General features: G+C 70.9%; 8 protein-coding genes. 3 read left to right on the top strand and 5 right to left on the bottom strand.

Going from position 1 to position 16,836, the window contains the following annotated elements; all coding sequences use genetic code 11:
• Positions 1–656 precede the first annotated feature (656 nt).
• Together ACWF7A_RS17490 and ACWF7A_RS17485 are read right to left on the bottom strand one after the other, a co-directional pair.
• Entirely contained in the window at positions 657–4,016 is a 3,360-nt protein-coding gene (locus ACWF7A_RS17490) for an ATP-dependent helicase (RefSeq protein ID WP_452251462.1), read from the bottom strand.
• Positions 4,017–4,814: 798 nt separating this feature from the next.
• Positions 4,815–7,952 (bottom strand): ATP-dependent helicase, encoded by a 3,138-nt coding sequence (locus tag ACWF7A_RS17485; protein WP_452251461.1) that lies wholly within the window; start codon positions 7,950–7,952, stop codon positions 4,815–4,817.
• A gap of 229 nt (positions 7,953–8,181) precedes the next feature.
• Between ACWF7A_RS17485 and ACWF7A_RS17480 the strand changes: the two genes are divergently transcribed.
• Positions 8,182–9,129 carry a chitinase gene (locus ACWF7A_RS17480; RefSeq protein ID WP_452251460.1) on the top strand — a complete coding sequence of 316 codons (948 nt, stop codon included), beginning with the start codon at positions 8,182–8,184 and terminating at the stop codon, positions 9,127–9,129.
• 46 nt (positions 9,130–9,175) lie between these two features.
• Here the strand turns inward: ACWF7A_RS17480 and ACWF7A_RS17475 are convergent, their stop codons facing one another.
• A complete protein-coding gene (locus ACWF7A_RS17475) occupies positions 9,176–11,296 on the bottom strand; it encodes a putative bifunctional diguanylate cyclase/phosphodiesterase (RefSeq protein ID WP_452251459.1) in 2,121 nt (706 codons plus the stop codon).
• Positions 11,297–11,402: 106 nt separating this feature from the next.
• Positions 11,403–12,218, bottom strand: a complete 816-nt coding sequence (locus ACWF7A_RS17470; protein WP_452251458.1) for an SAM-dependent methyltransferase — start codon at positions 12,216–12,218, stop codon at positions 11,403–11,405.
• A gap of 165 nt (positions 12,219–12,383) precedes the next feature.
• On the opposite strand from ACWF7A_RS17470, the gene ACWF7A_RS17465 reads away from it, so the two are divergent.
• Both ACWF7A_RS17465 and ACWF7A_RS17460 read left to right on the top strand, forming a co-directional pair.
• Positions 12,384–13,697, top strand: coding sequence for a cytochrome P450 (locus ACWF7A_RS17465; RefSeq protein ID WP_452251457.1), 1,314 nt, complete (start codon positions 12,384–12,386; stop codon positions 13,695–13,697).
• A gap of 18 nt (positions 13,698–13,715) precedes the next feature.
• On the top strand, positions 13,716–14,714 hold the full coding sequence (locus tag ACWF7A_RS17460; RefSeq protein WP_452251456.1) for an alpha/beta hydrolase: 999 nt from the start codon (positions 13,716–13,718) through the stop codon (positions 14,712–14,714).
• On the opposite strand, the gene ACWF7A_RS17455 is transcribed toward ACWF7A_RS17460, so the two are convergent.
• Positions 14,711–16,723, bottom strand: coding sequence for a putative bifunctional diguanylate cyclase/phosphodiesterase (locus tag ACWF7A_RS17455; protein ID WP_452251455.1), 2,013 nt, complete (start codon positions 16,721–16,723; stop codon positions 14,711–14,713). The two genes, ACWF7A_RS17460 and ACWF7A_RS17455, sit on opposite strands and share 4 nt — an antisense overlap.
• Positions 16,724–16,836 lie beyond the last annotated feature (113 nt).

The following is a 16,836-nucleotide window of genomic DNA, read 5'->3' as shown; positions in this document are numbered from 1 at the left end:
CGGCAGCTCGCGTGCCGGCAGGACCGAGAGCGGCAGCTCGCGTGCCAGCAGGACCGAGAGCGGCAGCTCGCGTGCCAGCAGGACCGAGAGCGGCAGCTCGCGTGCCAGCAGGACCGAGAGCGGCAGCTCGCATGCCGGCAGGGCCGAGGGCGCTGGTTCGCGCTCCTGTTGCCGGTTCGTCGCTCTTTGCCGGTTCCTCGCGCTCCGTGGCTGGTTCCTCGCGCTCCTGCCCGGTTCACGGCCCCCAGGCAGTCACATCCGAGTCGGCAACGCGGCCGCGGACCGAGATGCCGTCGAAACCCCACAACTCTTGAGCCGCTGCCGTCGCACGACGTCCTGCCGTCGCACGCCAGCCCTGACGTCCACACAGTCCTGACGGAGGGCGCTGAGGCCGGCCCGCCGCTGCCCCCGCGCGCTTCCTTGTCACGCAACGAGCGAGAAGCGCTTTCGGTTCCCGTCTATCCACAGGCTACCCAGCTGCCGATAACCCCAGGTCAGAAAGCCGCAACCTGTGGACAACTCGCGATCATGGACAACGTGCGGGCAGCGTCTGATCAACTCACCGCTGTCCGTGCGCCGCCACAACCCGCGAACCACAGCCGCGCGCCACGGACCCACACGCCGCGAACGTGCCCCGTCCCACCGGACCCGCGTGCTCACGACTCCACGGACCGGATCAGGTCCTTCAGGCCCTGCTCCTCCAGCAGGTCCGCCGGCCTCACCGTGTGGTCGTGCCGCACGTAGTGGAACGCGGCCCGCACCGTCTCCAGCGGCGCACCCACCAGGGCCGCCCACGCCAGCCGGTATGCCGCGAGCTGCACGGACAGCGCCGGCAGGGCCTCGGCCTCGGGGACGGCGCCGGTCTTCCAGTCGACCACGGTCCAGCCGTCGGCGTCGCGGTACACCGCGTCCATGCGGCCGCGGACCGAGATGCCGTCGAACTCCGCCTCGAACGGCACCTCCACGTCGTGCGGGGTGCGGTCCGCCCAGGCGCTGGCCAGGAACGACTCCTTCAGCCTCTCCAGGTCCGCGTCCGGTGAGGCGTCGGCGTCGCCTGCTCCTGGGAGGTCGTCCAGGTCCAGGAGCCGGGTGGCGCCGAAGCGGTTCTCGAGCCACGTGTGGAAGGCCGTGCCGCGGCGGGCCAGCGGGTTCGGTGGGAACGGGAGCGGGCGGCGCAGGCGGCGGGCCAGTTGGTCCGGGTCCTTGGCCAGTTCCACGAGCTGTGAGACCGAGAGGTGTGCCGGCAGGGCCACCTGTTCGCGGCGGTTCTGGGACGCCGCTCGTTCTGCCAGCAGGACGTCGACGTCCCTGGCCCAGCCCTCCGGGTCGTCCTCCTCGGGCATTTCCGGGTCGTCCGGGACCACGTCGTCGGGGAGTGGTTCCGGTTCTGGCGGGAAGTCGTCGTCCGGCGGCTCGTCGGTGGGGGGCGGGTAGTCCTCGTCGAGCAGTTCGGGTTCGGGCTCGTCGAAGATCAGCGGCAGTGGCTCTGGCGGGGTGTTGCGGAGGGTGTCGAGGGCGGCCAGGACCATTTCGGCGCCTTCGACCACGGCGTCGCGGCGCTTGCCCAGGGGGTCTGACGGCCAGATCGAGGACTTCACGTCCTCTGCCAGCGGGTTCGGGGTGTCGGCGTCGGGTTCCGGGGTCCACACGGAGATGTCGCCCGGTGGGTTTTCCCGTTGCAGGACCTCGTGCATCTCCTGCAGGAAGACGGACGGGCCCTTGGGCTTGTCGCCTGCCTCCGCCCACCAGTGGCCCGACATCAGCAGGCTGTGCTCGGCTCGGGTGACGCCCACGTAGAAGAGGCGGCGTTCCTCGACCAGGCGGCGGTCTTCGAACTCCTCGGCGTGCAGGGTGAGGGCCTCGTCGACCTCCTTGCGGTTGTAGCCCGCGGACAGCTTCAGCGTCGGGAGGTCGGCCGAGTCTCCTCGCAGGGCGGCGGGGAGGTCGGTCACGTTCTTCAGCCAGCACGAGGACTTCTTGCGCCCCGGGAACACGTCGCGCACCAGGTGCGGCAGCGCGACGATCCTCCACTCGAGGCCCTTCGCCGAGTGGACGGTGAGGATCTGCACGCGGTCCTCGGAGACCTCGACCTCGCCGGGTTCCAGGCCGTCTTCGGCGTGTTCGGCCGTGTAGAGGTAGTCGAGCAACGACGGGAGCGTCGCGGACGGGGAGGCCGCGGCGAAGTCCGTCACGACGTCGGAGAACGCGTCGAGGTGGGCCCGGCCGACCATGCCGGGACGCGACATCGACTCAATGTCGAGCAGCAGGGTGCGTTCCACGTCGGCGACCAGTTCGGACAGCGGCTGGTCGAGCCTGCGCCGCAACGCCGCGAGCTCGCCGCCGAGCCGCCGGATCCGCCGGTAGCCGTCGGACGAGTACGCGTCGGCGTCTCCTGGGTCGTCGAGGGCGTCCGCGAGGCCTGCCTGTTCGGCGTGTTCACCGGGCAGGGCGTCCGCGAGGACCAGGAGTGGATCGTCCACAACGGACTGTCGCGGTGCGACGCCCGCCAGTTCCCTCGCCCGGGACCAGAGCGCGGCCAGGTCGACGGCCGCGAGGCGCCAGCGCGAGCCGGTCAGCAGGCGGGCCGCGGCGGTGCCCGCCAACGGGTCGACCAGGACCCGCAGCGCCGACACCAGGTCGCGCACCTCGGGTTCGTCGAGCAGGCCGCCGAGGCCCACGACCTCGACGGGCAGGCCTCGTTCACGCAGGGCCGCGGCGATGGCGGCCATGTCCGAACGGCGGCGCACCAGCACGGCCGCGGTCGGCGGCACCCCCTCGGCGTCGAGGTGTGCTTCCCACTGCGCCGCGAAGTTGTCCGCCATCCAGTCGAGCTCGGCGCGGATGTCGGTGTGCAGCGCCAGGCGGACGTCGCCGGGTCCGGCGCCTGGCCTGGCGCGCAGTTCCTCGACGTCCAGACCGGCCTCGCGCAACGGCAGCGACACGGCGTTCGCGAGCTCGAGGACCTCGGGCGGGTTGCGGAAACTGGTCAGCAGACCGAACTTCGTCGCCGGAGGGAAGTCGTCGACGAAGCGCGGCAGGTTCGCGGCCGACGCCCCGCGCCAGCCGTAGATGGCCTGCGCCGGGTCGCCGACGGACGTCACCGGCATCGGCTCGCCGTCGCCGAACAACGACCGCAGCAGCACGCGTTGCGCGTGGCCCGTGTCCTGGTACTCGTCGAGCAGGACGGCGCCGTACCGCTCGCGTTCCCCGGCGGACACCTCGTCGAAGGCGGCGAGCTGTGCGGCCAGCGACATCTGGTCCGCGAAGTCCAGCGCCGCTTCCTTGCGCTTGCGCTGCTGGTAGGCGTCCAGCAACGGCAGCATTGCGATCCGCAGCCGTTGGGCCGCAACGATTTCCTTCAGCTTCTCCGGCAACGCGTCCCGCTGGCGGGGAGCGCGCGGAGCGTTCTCGACCAGCGCGCAGAACTCGAGCGCGTGCGCCTCCAGCTGCTCGGGCGTCACGAGGTGCTCGCCCAGCTCACCGGCGAGCGACAGCAGGTACCCGGTGACCGTCGCCGGCACCTTGTCCGTGTCGAGGTCCTTCGCCCACGTCGAGACGACCCGGTGCGCGAGCTGCCACGACGCCGTCTGCGTCAGCAGCCGGACGCCGGGCTCCACCGGCAGCCGCAGCCCGTGCTCGGTGACGAGGCGGCCCGCGTAGGCGTGGTACGTCAGCACCACGGGCTCGCCGGTCAGGACGGCCATCTTGCGTTCGCCGCTGGGGTCGAGCTCGTCCAGCAGGGACGATCCCGCGAGCCTGCGCAGCCGGGCACGCACTCGGTCCGCGAGCTGGCGTGCGGCCTTGCGCGTGAACGTCAGGCCGAGCACGCGATCGGGCAGCACGAGGCCGTTCGCGACCAGCCACACGACGCGTGCGGCCATGGTCTCGGTCTTGCCGGCGCCGGCGCCCGCCACGACCAGCGCGGGTCGCGCGGGTGCGGCGATCACCTCGGCCTGCTCGGGTGTCGGCTTGTTCAGCCCGAGCGCCTCAGCGATCTCAAACGGGCTGACGGTCACCGGTACATCTTCCTACCTGGGCCGGACGGGTCCGCACCACCCGGGACGGTGTGTTCGCCGACAGTTCCGGCGCGAGAAACGCGCAGGTCAGGAAGCCGGCCTCGGAGGTCGCGGCCGGGAGCACCCTGGGCGGCCGGGGCACCGCGGAAACCACGCGGGCCCAGCCGAGCGCGCTCAGCCCGCCTCGCTGGCGACCCGCCGCAGATGTGAAGCAGGACCGGCAGAGCGCGCCCAGCACTGCGCCTGGTGGCTGGCCCGCCGCAGAACCACATGTGCCTGGCAGAGCGCACACAACCCGCCTCACGGCAGCTCCACCGCAGAAGCCACGCGGGCCCGTAGAGCGTGCTCAGCATCGCGACCGGCGGCTTGCGCACCGCCGAGACCACGCAGGCCCGACAGAGCGCGCCCAGCACCACGACCGGCAGCCGGCCCGCCACTGAAACCGCGGGGGCCTGGCACAGCGCACCCGGCGCCCGACCCGCCGCGGAAGCCACACGGGCGCAGCAGAGCCCGTCCAGCGCCGCACCCGGTGGCCAGCCCGCTGCCGAAAGCACGCAGGCCCGACAGAGCGCACCCGGCAACGCCCCTAGCGCCCGACCCACCGCCGAAACCACGCAGGCCCGACAGAGCCCGTCCAGCACCGAACCCAGCGGCCAGCCCACCACCGAAACCACGGAGGCCCGGCCGGATACGCCCGTCAGCCCGCCCACCGCGGGTCGCGCGGCCGGGTGGCCGTGCCTGGGCGCCTGGGTGCCCGGCACCGTGCTCGATCAGGGGAAGCCGGCGGATCAACGGTGCTTACTCGCTGACCTGCCGCCCGGACGGGTGCACCGGGCACGTCGTGCGCGCCGGGCAGCGGTCGCAGTCCGCGTTCTCCCGGGCCGTGTAGTTCGGGCCCAGCACCGACTCCGCTGCGCCCTGCACGACCTCCAGCCACGCCTGCACGCCCTGTTCGTCCAAAGGCGCCTGGGTGCGTTCGACAGCTCCTGTCTTCTTGTCCTCCTTCGCCACGTAGAGCAGGCGGGCGCCGCCCGGCTCCGATCCGAGTCCGATGTGGGTGAAGCCGCCCAGTGACGAGGCCAGCTGGTAGACCGCGAGCTGCGGGTGTTCCTGCGCGGACTCCTTCGACACCGGGCTCTTGCCCGTCTTGAGGTCGATCACGATCGGGCGGCCGTCGGCGTCCTGTTCCAGGCGGTCCACCCGGCCGCGGACCTGCAGCCACGGGCCGCCGTCGCGCTTCGGGACGTCGACGACCATCTCCTCCTCGACCGCTACCTGCGTGAGCTGGCTGCGGCTCATGGCGAGCCAGGCGAGGAACGTGTCGAGCATCTTCTCCACGCGCAGGCGTTCGCGGCGGGAGAACCACGGCGCGCCGGCGTCGACCGCGGCCCACGCCTCGTCCAGCTTCACGCGCAGCTGGGCCGAGTCCGCTCCGGACGACGCGGCCTGCGCCAGGGCGTGGACGAGCGTGCCCGTCACCGAGGCGAGCTCCGCCGGGTCCTGGCCGCCGTGCCGTTCGACGACCCACCGCAGCGGGCACTTCGTGATCACCTCGATGGTCGACGGCGTCACGCTGACCTTCTGCTCTTCGGTCCACAGTGGAGCGTCGACGGACACCTCCGCCAGGCCGTACCAGGACTCCGGGTGCGCTCCGGGCACGCCCGCCTCGGCCAGCCTGGCCAGCTGTCCGGCGGCACGCGCGCGCCGGTCCGGGTGCTCCGAGTCCGAGCACACCACCCGGCGCAGCTCGCCGACGAGCTCACCGAGCACCAGGCCGCGCTGCGGGCGGTGCAGCTTCCGTTCGTCCTCGGCGGACGACTCGATCTCGTCGAGGAACCGCGAGGGCTGCTCGTCCTCGCCGCGCACCGCGCTGATCAGCAGCTTTGAGCGCGCGCGGGAGGCGGCGACCAGCAGCAGCCGGCGTTCCTCGGCGAGGATCGGCGCCACCGCCGACACCGACGGCTCCAGCCCCGCCAGCACGTCCACCATGCGTTCGACGCCGAGGACGGTGCCGCGCAGCCTCAGGTCGGGCCAGCTGCCCTCCTGGACGCCGGGCACCGCGACGACCTCCCACTCGCGCCCGGCCGCGGTGTGCGCCGTCAGCACGGACACCGCCTCGCCCGTCGGGGCGGAGGCGGCGAGCGTGTCACCGACGATCCGTTGCGACTCCAGGTAGTCCGCGAACCCGGCGACCCCCGACCCGGGCAACCGGTCGACGTACTTCGCGGCGGCCTCGAACAACGCCACGATCGCGTCGAGGTCGCGGTCCGCCTGCATGCCCGGCATGCCGCGCCGCGCCGACTGCGCCACCCAGCGGTCCTGCAACCCGGTCGCCGTCCACAGGTCCCACAGCACGACCTCGACGGACTTGCCCGCCTCGATCGCCTTGCGCGCCAACGAGAGCAGGTGCCCGATCCGCCGCGCGGGCAACGATTCCGCGTCCTCCAGTGCCGCCAGCCGGTCCGCGGTCTCGACGACCTCGACCAGCAGGTCGCCGCTCGGCCTGTCGCCCCCGGCCGCCATCTCCAGCCGCCGCAGGCCACGCCGCAACCGCCGCAGCGCCAACGGATCCGCGCCACCGTACGAGGAGGACAGCAGCATCGCCGCCGTGTCCTCGTCCAGCGACCCCGGCGAGGCGGCGGCACGGACCAGGGCCAGCAGCGGGCGCACGGAAGGCTGCTGCGCCAACGGCAGCTCGTCCGACGCGACGGACACCGGCACCCCGGCGGCGAGCAGCGCTCGTTGCAACACCGGCAGGGACAACGTCGCCGACCGCACCACCACGGCCATCTGCGACCACGGCACCTCGTCGGCCAGGTGCGAGCGCCGCAGCTGGTCCGCCACCCACGTCGCCTCCTGCGCGGACGACGCGAGCAGCCGCACCTGCACGGACCCCTCGCCCTCCACGGGATCCACCACCCGCGCGGGAGAGGCACCGGGCAGCCGCGACGCGAGCCGCGCCACCGCGTCCCGCACCTCCGGCATCATCCGGTGCGACTGGCGCAGCACGACCGTCTCGCCGTCCGCGTCCCGCAGGATCTCCGGATCGGCGCCGCGGAACGTGAAGATCGCCTGGTCCGGGTCGCCGGCCAGCACGAACCGCGCGGCACCCGACCCCAGGGACCGGATCAGCGAGTACTGCATCGGGTCGAGGTGCTGCGCGTCGTCGACCAGCAGGTACCGGACCCGGCGCCGTTCGGCGAACAGCAGGTCCTCGTCGTTCGCGAACGCCGCGTAGGCCGACGACACCAGCTCGGCCGCGTCGTAGGCCGGGGCGTACGCCGTCGCGGAGTCCATGCCGGACAACAGGTTCACGGCCTCGTACTGCGCCCCGAACCGCCCGGCCGCCACCCACTCGTCGCGCCCGTGCTGCTCGCCGAGCTCGACCAGGTCCTCCGGCCCGAGCCCGCGCTCCGCCGCCCGCAGCAGCAGGTCCCGCAGCTCGTGCGCGAATCCCGGCAGCTCCAGCGCGGGCCGCAGCCGCTCCGGCCACTTCAGCGCGCCCAGCTCCACGTCGCCGGCGAGCAGCTCGCGCACCATCGCGTCCTGGTCCGGCCCGGACAGCAACCGCGGCGGCGGCTCGCCCAGCAGCACCGCCTGGTTGCGCAGCACCGCGAACGCGTAGGAGTGCACGGTCCGGACCAACGGCTCGCGGATCGCCGACAGATGCCCCGTCAGCAACGAGGTGATCTGCGCGCGCAACGCCACCGACGCCCGCCTGTTCGCCGTCAGCACGAGCACGTTCTCGGGATCGGCCCCGTGCTCCAGCACGACGTGCGCGGCCAGTTCGGCGAGCAGCGTCGTCTTGCCGGTGCCGGGGCCGCCGAGCACGCGGACGAAGCCCTCGTGCCCGAAGACCCGCTGGGCAGCGGCGTCCCACCGGGGACGCGGGCGCGTCTCCGGCTTCCGGCGGACCAGCTGGGGTGGAAGTGCCACGCATCGATTGCACCACGCGGCACCGACAAGATCGTCGAAGCCCGCCGCGAGCCGGGCAACCGCGCTGTTCAGAGCCGTGAACGGGACGCACCGCCAGTCGGCCGAAGCTGCAGGCCGTTTTCGTCTACCTTCTTGACAGAGAGAGGTGGTCTAGTCCATTTTTGAAGACGTTGTGAGCCCCCTCACTGCCAGCTGCGCCGCCCTGGACCGAGCAGTCTCCGGAGGACTGATGAAGCGGTTCCTCGTCGGCGCCGTCGCCGCCACGTGCGCGGCGATCATGCTGCCCACGACCGCCCAGGCGGCCGTGGACCCCGTGCTCGCGGCGCCCTACCTCTACCAGTGGGGCGGTCAGCCCAACCCCGCCACGGTCATGCAGCAGACGGGCATCAAGAGCTTCACCCTCGCGTTCATCCTCAGCGACGGCACCTGCAACCCGAAGTGGGACGGCTCCCGCTCGCTGACCGGGTCGGACAAGACACTCGTCAACTCGATCCGCGCGGCCGGCGGTGACGCGGTGCCGTCGATCGGCGGCTGGTCCGGCAACAAGCTCGGCCAGTTCTGCAGCTCCCCCGCCGCACTCGCGGGCGCCTACCAGAAGGTGATCGACGCCTACCAGCTCAAGGCGATCGACATCGACATCGAGGCCGCCGAGTTCGAGAACAACACCACGCAGGACCGCGTGCTCGGCGCGCTGAAGATCGTCAAGCAGAACAACCCCGGCGTGAGGACGGTCATCACCATGCCGACCGACCGCACCGGTCCGAACTCGTGGGGCAAGCGCCTGATCACGCGGGCCAAGGAACTGAACGCGCCGATCGACACGTGGGCCGTCATGCCGTTCGACTGGGGCAGCAGCGGTGACATGCTCGCCCTCACCAAGAGCGCCGTCGACGGCCTGAAGAACCACGTCAAGTCGACGTTCGGCCTCACCGACGACGCGGCGTACCGGCGCAGCGGCCTCTCGTCGATGAACGGCAAGACCGACACCGGCGAGACCGTCACCCCGCAGAACTTCCGCGACATCGTGACGTGGGCGAACTCCAAGCACCTGGCGCGCGTCTCGTTCTGGGCCGTGAACCGCGACAAGGGCAACTGCGGCGCGATGAGCTCCTCGTGCAGCGGCATCAACCAGCAGACCTACGAGTTCACCAAGGCACTGGCCGAGTTCACCGGCTAGCGCGAGAACTTCTCCGGTGACCGGACGTGACCCCGACCCCGTCCGGTCACCGGAGTCCCAGCTCCTGCACGAAGTCCCCCGGCGTGCGGGCCACGCCGAAGTGGTCCCCGGTGGCGAAGTCCGCACCGGCGTCGAACCACCACTGGGCCTGCTCCGCGCTCTCGATCCCCTCCACGGCGACCGACACGCCCCGTTCCTGCAGCAACGGCAGCAGCGCCACCACGTACGGAGACCGGGACGCGACCAGGCCGCGCGCCACCCGCACGGCCCGCACCGGCAGGTCGGCCTCGAGCAGGCCGAAGTCCAGCGGTCCCATGCCGAAGTCGTCGATCGCCGTCAGCACGCCCATGCGGGACAGCACGGCCACGTTGTCCGCCGCGTCGGGCTCGGACAGCACGGAGCCGGGCACGCTGATCATCAGCTGCTCGGGCGGCACCCCGATCTCGTCGAGCACCTCCACCACCCGCGAGACCAGGTCCGCGTCGGACGACTGGTGCGCGGTGAGCCGCACGGCCAGCGGCTCGTCGAAATGCCCGCTCTGCCGCCACCACGACGACTGGCCGGCGGCGACCCGCAGCAGCCACCCGCCGAGCGGCAGGATCAGGCCGGTCTGCTCGGCGAGGCCGGCGCACCTCTCGTGGTCGAGCGCACCGGACTCCGGTCTGTCCCAGTGGAGCTCCGCCTCCGCACCGGTGACCGCGCCGTCCGACAGCCGGACGACCGGGCGGTACCGCACGGTGATCTCGCCGTTCTCCCACGCGGCCGGCATCTCCACGGCCAGCGCGTCGTCGCGGCGCTCCTCGGCGTCCTGACCGGCGTGGAACAGCTCCCACTGCCCGCGCCTGCCCTTCTTGGCCCTGCGCAACGCCCTCTCGGCCGCGCGCAGCACGTCGAGGGGTTCCTGCTCGCTGCCCGGCCGGTGCACGACGCCCGCGCTCATCGACGCGGACACGCCGTGGCCGTCCACGAAGGTCGGCTCGGACATCAGGTCCTCGTTGATGGCCTTCATGATCGCGTCGATGCCCGGCGTGGTCGCCGTGTTCTCCACGAGCACGCCGAACTCGTCGCCGCCGAACCGGGCGATCATGACCTTCTCACCCGCCAGCAACGCTTTCAGGCGCCCGGTCACGTGCTGCAGGTACCGCTCGACGACCCGGCCGCCGAAGCTGTCGCGCAGCATGCCGAACGCGTCGAGGTCGAGGTGGAAGACGGTGACGCCGTGCTCGGGGTCGGCCTTGCGCAGCGCGATCTCGAGCTGGGTCGTGAAGAACTGGCGGTTCGGCAGCCCGGTCAGCACGTCGTGCAGCGCCTGCCGTTGCAGTTCTCCCTGCAGCAGCGCCAGTTCGGTGCCGTCCTCGACCACCACGACGAAGTGCATCGGCTCGCCGTCGGCGCCGCGCAGCAGTGACGCCGCCAGCGTCACCGGAGCGGAGTCGCCGTCCTCGCGCAGCAGCCGTTGCGACTGCCGGAAGCGTTCGACGGTGCCGTCGGCGAGGTCGGTCATCGACTCCCGCAGCGTCTCGACGAACGACGGCTCGATCAGGTCGAGCAGCGGGGTGCCGGTGAGCTCGTCCGCGGTGCGCCCGAGGATCTGGCCGATGGCCGCGTTCACCTGGAGCAGCCGGCCTTCGAGGTCGACGATCAGCACACCGTTGGTGGACGACGTGACGACCTCGTTGAACCGGGCCTGGCTCTCCTTGAGGTTCCAGTTCGCGTCGCGGACGGCCTTGAGCAGCGACCGCTGCATGCTCTCCTGCTGGGCCAGCACGGACTCCGCGTTCGCCGCGGTGAACCCGGCACCGAGCGCGCCGACGGCGAGCACGATCCGTTCCGCGTACCGCGAGAGCGGCTGGAACTCAGGCAGCGCGAGCAGCCCCTTGCCGAGGACCTCGGTGGTGCAGCGCAGACCGAACTTACCCAGATGGCCCAACGCCGCGAGGTCCGCGCCCGCCGCCTCGATCGGCGCGGTGGTGAACGGTTCCTCGTGCAGCATCGAGCACAACGCGTCCAGCCGGACGCCCAGTTCGTCGTCGAGATCGTCCCGGCCGAGGGGAATCGCGACTGCTCCGAGCAGGCGATACGACCATTTCCGGGCGAGCGTCGTCCGCGCCCGCGCATTGTCCTGAGGCGAGGGCGTCGTATCGGGTATTCGACTCGGGTTGGACATTCGGAGGGCCGCCTCGCAGTGGGCTCTGAGGTCCGGCAGTTTACCCACGCAGAGTCGGCGCCGCCTCAACCGGCCGCGTGAATCAAGTTCACACCATCGAGAATGGTTATGGCTTCCGGCCGACGCCCGCGAACGCGATCCTGTTCACCGCCGGATCATCGGAGATGTCGCCGGGACCAACGGGCCGCCATTCGGCGAACTTGACGAGTCCGGGCTCGACCAGCTCGAAATCGCCGAAGAAGGACTCGATCTCCGCGCGGTCGCGATAGGCGACGGCACCGCCGCCCGACTTGGCCATCCGGTCCGTCACGGACCTGGCCTCGTCGTTGACGTGGTCGCCCGCCATGTGCGAGATCGCGAGGAAGCTCCCGCTGGGCAGGGCCTCGCGATAGCGCTTGAGCAGGCTCTGCGGGTCCGCGTCGTCGGGCACCCAGTGGACCATGAACAGCATCAGCAGGCCGACCGGCTGGTCGAGGTCGATCAGCCGCTTCACCTCGGCACTGCCGAGGATGCTGTCCGGGTCCCGCATGTCGGCCTGCAGCACGCCGACGCGGTCGTTGCCCGCGACGATCAGTTCACCGTGCGCCACGGCGACGGGGTCGCGGTCCACGTAGACGACCCGGCTGGACGGGGCCTCGTCCTGCGCGACCTCGTGCACGTTGGCCACGGTCGGGATGCCCGAGCCGATGTCCAGGAACTGGCGGACGCCCTGCTCGGTCATGAACCGCACCGCCCGGCGCAGGAAGGCCCGGTTGAGCCTGGCCGCGCTGCGCGAGTTCGGCATCATCTCCTCGGCCTTGTCGCCCATCACGCGATCGACCGCGAAGTTGTGCGCGCCCCCGAGCAGGTAGTCGTACACCCGTGCCGCACTCGGCACCGAAACGTCGACGCTCTGCGGAACCCAGTTCTGCCCGTCGGACACGACGACCCACCCTCTTCAGGTTGCGGACGCACTAGCTTAGTCACGCACAAAGCGCGAGCGACTACGCCGCAAGTGTGAACACACTCCACCCGATCGGGCACTGTCACTCTCGACCGAACGACTCATAGGGTGGCCCGATCTCTTTCCACCTCGCGAGGAGCGATGATGTCCGTCCCGGTGGCACCCGGTCGGCTGCCATTTCTCGGGCATTCGTTGCCAATGCTCAGGAAAAGATTCGCATTCACCGGGAATTTACGAGGCCAGGGTGATCTGGTCGAAGTACACCTCGGGCCGATGCGCGCCTATTTCGTCGCCAGTCCGGCTTTGACGCACCAGGTGCTGGTCACCGACGCGCCGAAGTTCCACAAAGGCCGGATGTACGACAAGTTCCGCCCGTTCGTCGGCAACGGCCTGGCCGTGTCGAGCGGTGCCTTCCACCTGCGCCAGCGCCGGATGATGCAGCCGGCGTTCCACCGCGACCGGATCGCGGGCTACGCGGACACCATGCTCCGCGCGACGCTCGACCTGCTGGACGGGTGGCGTCCCGGCGACGTCAGGCAGCTCGAGGCCGACATGCAGGGCCTGGCTGTCACGATCGTCGGTGAGTCGCTGTTCTCCGCCGAGATCGGCAAGAAGGCGATCGACGAGTCCCGCCGCTCGGTCTTCGTGATCATCCGCAACGGGATCCTGCGCGCGCTCTCACCGGGGTTCGTCGAGAAGCTGCCCATCCCGGCCAACCGCGAGTTCGACGAGGCCATCGCCCGGATGCGGGCCATCGTCACCGAGGTCATCAAGAGCCGCGGCGGCGACGAGACCGACCACGGCGACCTGCTGTCGACGTTGCTGATGGCGCGCGACCCCGACACCGGCGAACCGATGACCGGCGACCAGGTCTTCGACGAGGTCATCACGCTGCTCACCGCGGGCATCGAGACCACCGCGCTCGCCCTGGCCTGGATCTTCCACGAGATCGCCGCCAACCCCGAGGTCGAACGGCGGGTCGCCGCGGAGATCGACGAGGTGCTGGCCGGGCGCGAGATCACGATCGACGACGTGCCGAAGCTGACCTACCTCGGCCAGGTGGCGCAGGAGGTCCTGCGCAAGTACCCGCTCTGGCTCGTCATGCGCCGCACCGCCGAGGAAGTGAACCTCGGTGGCGCCGTGCTGCCGCCGGGCACCGAGGTGATCCTCAGCCCGCACACCATGCACCACGACCCGCAGAACTTCCCGGAGCCCGAGCGCTTCGACCCGGACCGCTGGACACCCGGCCGAGCGAAAGAGCTGCCGAAGGGCGCGTTCGTGCCGTTCGGCGGCGGCATCCACCAGTGCATCGGAAACCACTTCGCGCTGACCGAGATCGCCATCGTCGTGGCGACGGTCTGCGCGCGCTACCGGCTGGTCCCCGACCGGCCCGTGCGCACCAAGTTCACGAACGCGGCCTACCCCAACGACCTGATGATGAAGGTCGTCCCCCGCTAGCTGGAGGTTGTTTCCCCCATGCGTTTCCGTCGGCTCTGTGCCGCCGTGCTGCTCGCTGCCCTCCTCCCGGTTCCCGCTCCGGCCAGCGCCGCGGCGACCACCTGCGAGGACGTGTACACGCCCGTCCAGTTCGGGCTCATCCGGCAGACGATGTACGGCAGGCTGTGCGTCCCGCAGGGAGCCACGACCGTGCAGGTGCTCGTCCCCGGTGGCACGTACACCAGTGGTTACTGGGACATCCCGGTCGAGGGTGAGACCCGGTCGGTGACCCGCGCGATGAACAGCGCGGGCGTCGCCACGATGGCGGTGGACCGGATCGGCTCGGGCAAGAGCTCGAAGCCGTTGAGCATCCTCGTCGACGTGCCGAACCAGGCCGAGGCGGTGCACCAGATCATCCAGAACCTGCGCCCGCGGTTCTCGAAGGTCCTCGTGGGCGGGCACTCCATCGGCTCGGCCATCGCGATGGCCGAGGCCGGCCGGTACCGCGACGTCGACGGTGTCCTGATCACCGGCATGACGCACCAGTGGGACTACGTCAGGGCCGTGCCCGCGCTGACGAACCTGATCCCCGCCGTGATCGACCCGAAGCTGAGCCTGCGGGGCCTCGACGTCGGCTACCTGACGACGGCACCGGGCACGCGCTACAGCATGTTCCACGCGCCGGGGCCGAGCGTTCCCGCCGTGAACACCCTGGACGAGGCGACGAAGGACGTCGTGTCGGCGAGCGAGTTCGTGACCACCGCGCTGATGTCGAACCTCGTGCTGCCGGTGAGCGCGCTCATCGACGTGCCGGTGATGACCGTCCAGACGTCGAACGACTACTTCTGCGGCACCCCGCCGCTCGGCGCCGACTGCTCGTCCGCCGCGGCACTGGTCCGGTCCGAGAAACCGTTCTACCCCAAGGCACCGCGGGTCGACGGCTTCGTCGTGAACGGGTACGGGCACGTCTTCAACTTCGACACCAAGACGGCCGGCCGGTACCACTCGGCCGTCACCGCATGGCAGCGCGGCCTCTAGGAGATCTTCCGCAGGAACTCGCCCGCGTCGAGCGGGGAGCCGTAGTGGGCGCCGATCGCGAGGTCGGCGCCCTTCTCCTGCCACCACTTCTCCTGCTCGGCGGTCTCGATGCCGTCCACGCAGAGGTTCACGCCCAGCTCGTGCACGGCCGGGATCAGCGCGGCCGAACGGGGATCCTGCCGGTGCACCAGGTCCTTCGGCACCAGCACGGACACCACCTGCAGCTCCGAGAGCCACGCCAGGTCGCGCGGGCCGAGCCCGAAGTCGTCGAGGGCGATGCGCACGCCCATGTCCGCGAGCGTGCCCAGGTTGTCCGCCGCGCCGGCCACGCCCAGCACGCCCACCGGCATGCTCAGCGTCAGCCTGGCGGCCGGCATCGCGGTCTCCTCCAGCACCTTCGACACCCGTGACACCAGGTCCGCGTCGGTCGACTGGTGGTGCGTGAGCCGCACGCCGAACTGCTGGTCGAGCTCGCCGCGCTGGCGCCACCACTGGGCCTGGCCGGTGGCGATCCGGATCAGCCACTCGCCCATCGGCAGGATGAGGCCGCTCTCGTCGGCGAGCGCGGCGCAGCGGTCCGAGAGATCCCAGTGCAGCAACGCCTCGACGCCGGCCAGCCCGCCGGTCGCCAGGTCGCGCACGGGCTGGTAGACGACGCCGATGTCGCCCTGCTCCCACGCTCCCGGCATCACGACGGCGAGCGCCGCGTCACGGCGTCCGGTGGCGTCCTCGTTGGTGTGGAACAACTCCCACTGACCGCGGCGGTCTCGTTTGGCCTGCCGCAGGGCCAGGTCGGCCGTGCGCAGCAGCTCGACCGGGTCGACGTCGGCCAGTGGCCGGTGCACGACGCCCGCGCTCACCGACACCGCCAGGCCGTGACCGTCCACATAGGTCGGTTCGCCCAGGTCGGCGTTGATGGCGGCCATCGTGGTCGCGACGTCCGGGGTGAGCGCGGTGTTCTCCACGACGATGCCGAACTCGTCGCCGTCGAACCGCGCGATCATGGCCTTCTCGTGCGACATCACGGCCCGCAGCCTGCGCGCGACGTGCTGGAGCAGGTGTTCGCCGACGCGGGCGCCGAGGCTGTTGCACACCAGGCCGAACGCGTCGAGGTCGAGGTGCAGGATCGTCACGCCGAACTCGGGGTCGGCCCGGCGCAGCACCGTTTCGAGGTGGGTGGTGAAGAACTGCCTGTTCGGCAGGCCGGTCAGCACGTCGTGCAGCGACTGGCGGCGCAGTTCTCCTTGCAACAGGGCGAGTTCCGTGTCGTCGTCCGCCATCACCAGGACGTGGCTGGGCTTGCCCTCGTCGTCCCTGAGCAGCGACGCCGTGAGCGTCACCTTGGCGAAGTCCCCATCACCGCGCACGAGTTGCATCGGTTCGCGTTCGAACTCGGCGCGCTCACCCAGCACCCGTTCCATCATCTCGCGGAACACGACGATCGACGGCGGCGCTATGAGCTCGGCGAGACGGGTGCCCGCTGCGGGCGGACGTCCGATGATCACGCCGATCGACTCGTTGCCCCAGGCCAGTCTCCCGTCGAGACCGACGATCAGGATGCCGTTGGTGGACGAGGACGCGATGCCCTCGAACTTCGCCTCGCTCTGGCGCTGGTCGCGTTGCGCGTCGTGCGCGGCCTTGAGCAGCGAGCGCTGCATGCTCTCCTGCTGGTCCAGGATCGCGCGTGCCCTCGCGGCGGTGAAGCCGCACGTCAGCGCACCGATCCCGCCCACGACGCGGACCGTGTGCTGGTCGCTCGAGCGGAACTCCTCCAGCGCCAGCAAGCCTTTGCCGAGCACGTCGACCGTGCGTTTCAGCCCGGGCTCGTTGACGTAGCCGAGAGCGACGAGCCGTTCGCCGACCTCCTCGAACGGAGCAGGGTCGAACGGTTCGCTGTGCAGCGCCGCGCACAATGCGCCGAGCTGGGCGCCCAGTTCGGCGTCCAGCTCCTCTCTGCTCAGCGCGACTACGACGACGCTGCTGAGCAGGTAGCTCCACTTGCGCGACAAGGCTTCTCGCGCACGGACGGCGGCGGTGTCCTCAGGTGGAGCGGCATCGGGTCTTCGGCTCGGTTTCGTCATTCCCGTTGCCCTGTATGGGTTGGAGAGTGTCCGGCAGTGTA

This window comes from Lentzea sp. NPDC055074 (assembly GCF_053608005.1).
This window is presented reverse-complemented; position numbering and strand designations above follow the sequence as displayed.

Bases quoted from the DNA above. Each gene is read 5' to 3' on its own strand.
- ACWF7A_RS17480 (WP_452251460.1), top strand. From the start codon at position 8,182: ATGAAGCGGTTCCTCGTCGGCGCCGTCGCCGCCACGTGCGCGGCGATC.
- ACWF7A_RS17475 (WP_452251459.1), bottom strand. From the start codon at position 11,296: ATGTCCAACCCGAGTCGAATACCCGATACGACGCCCTCGCCTCAGGAC.
- ACWF7A_RS17465 (WP_452251457.1), top strand. From the start codon at position 12,384: ATGTCCGTCCCGGTGGCACCCGGTCGGCTGCCATTTCTCGGGCATTCG.
- ACWF7A_RS17460 (WP_452251456.1), top strand. From the start codon at position 13,716: ATGCGTTTCCGTCGGCTCTGTGCCGCCGTGCTGCTCGCTGCCCTCCTC.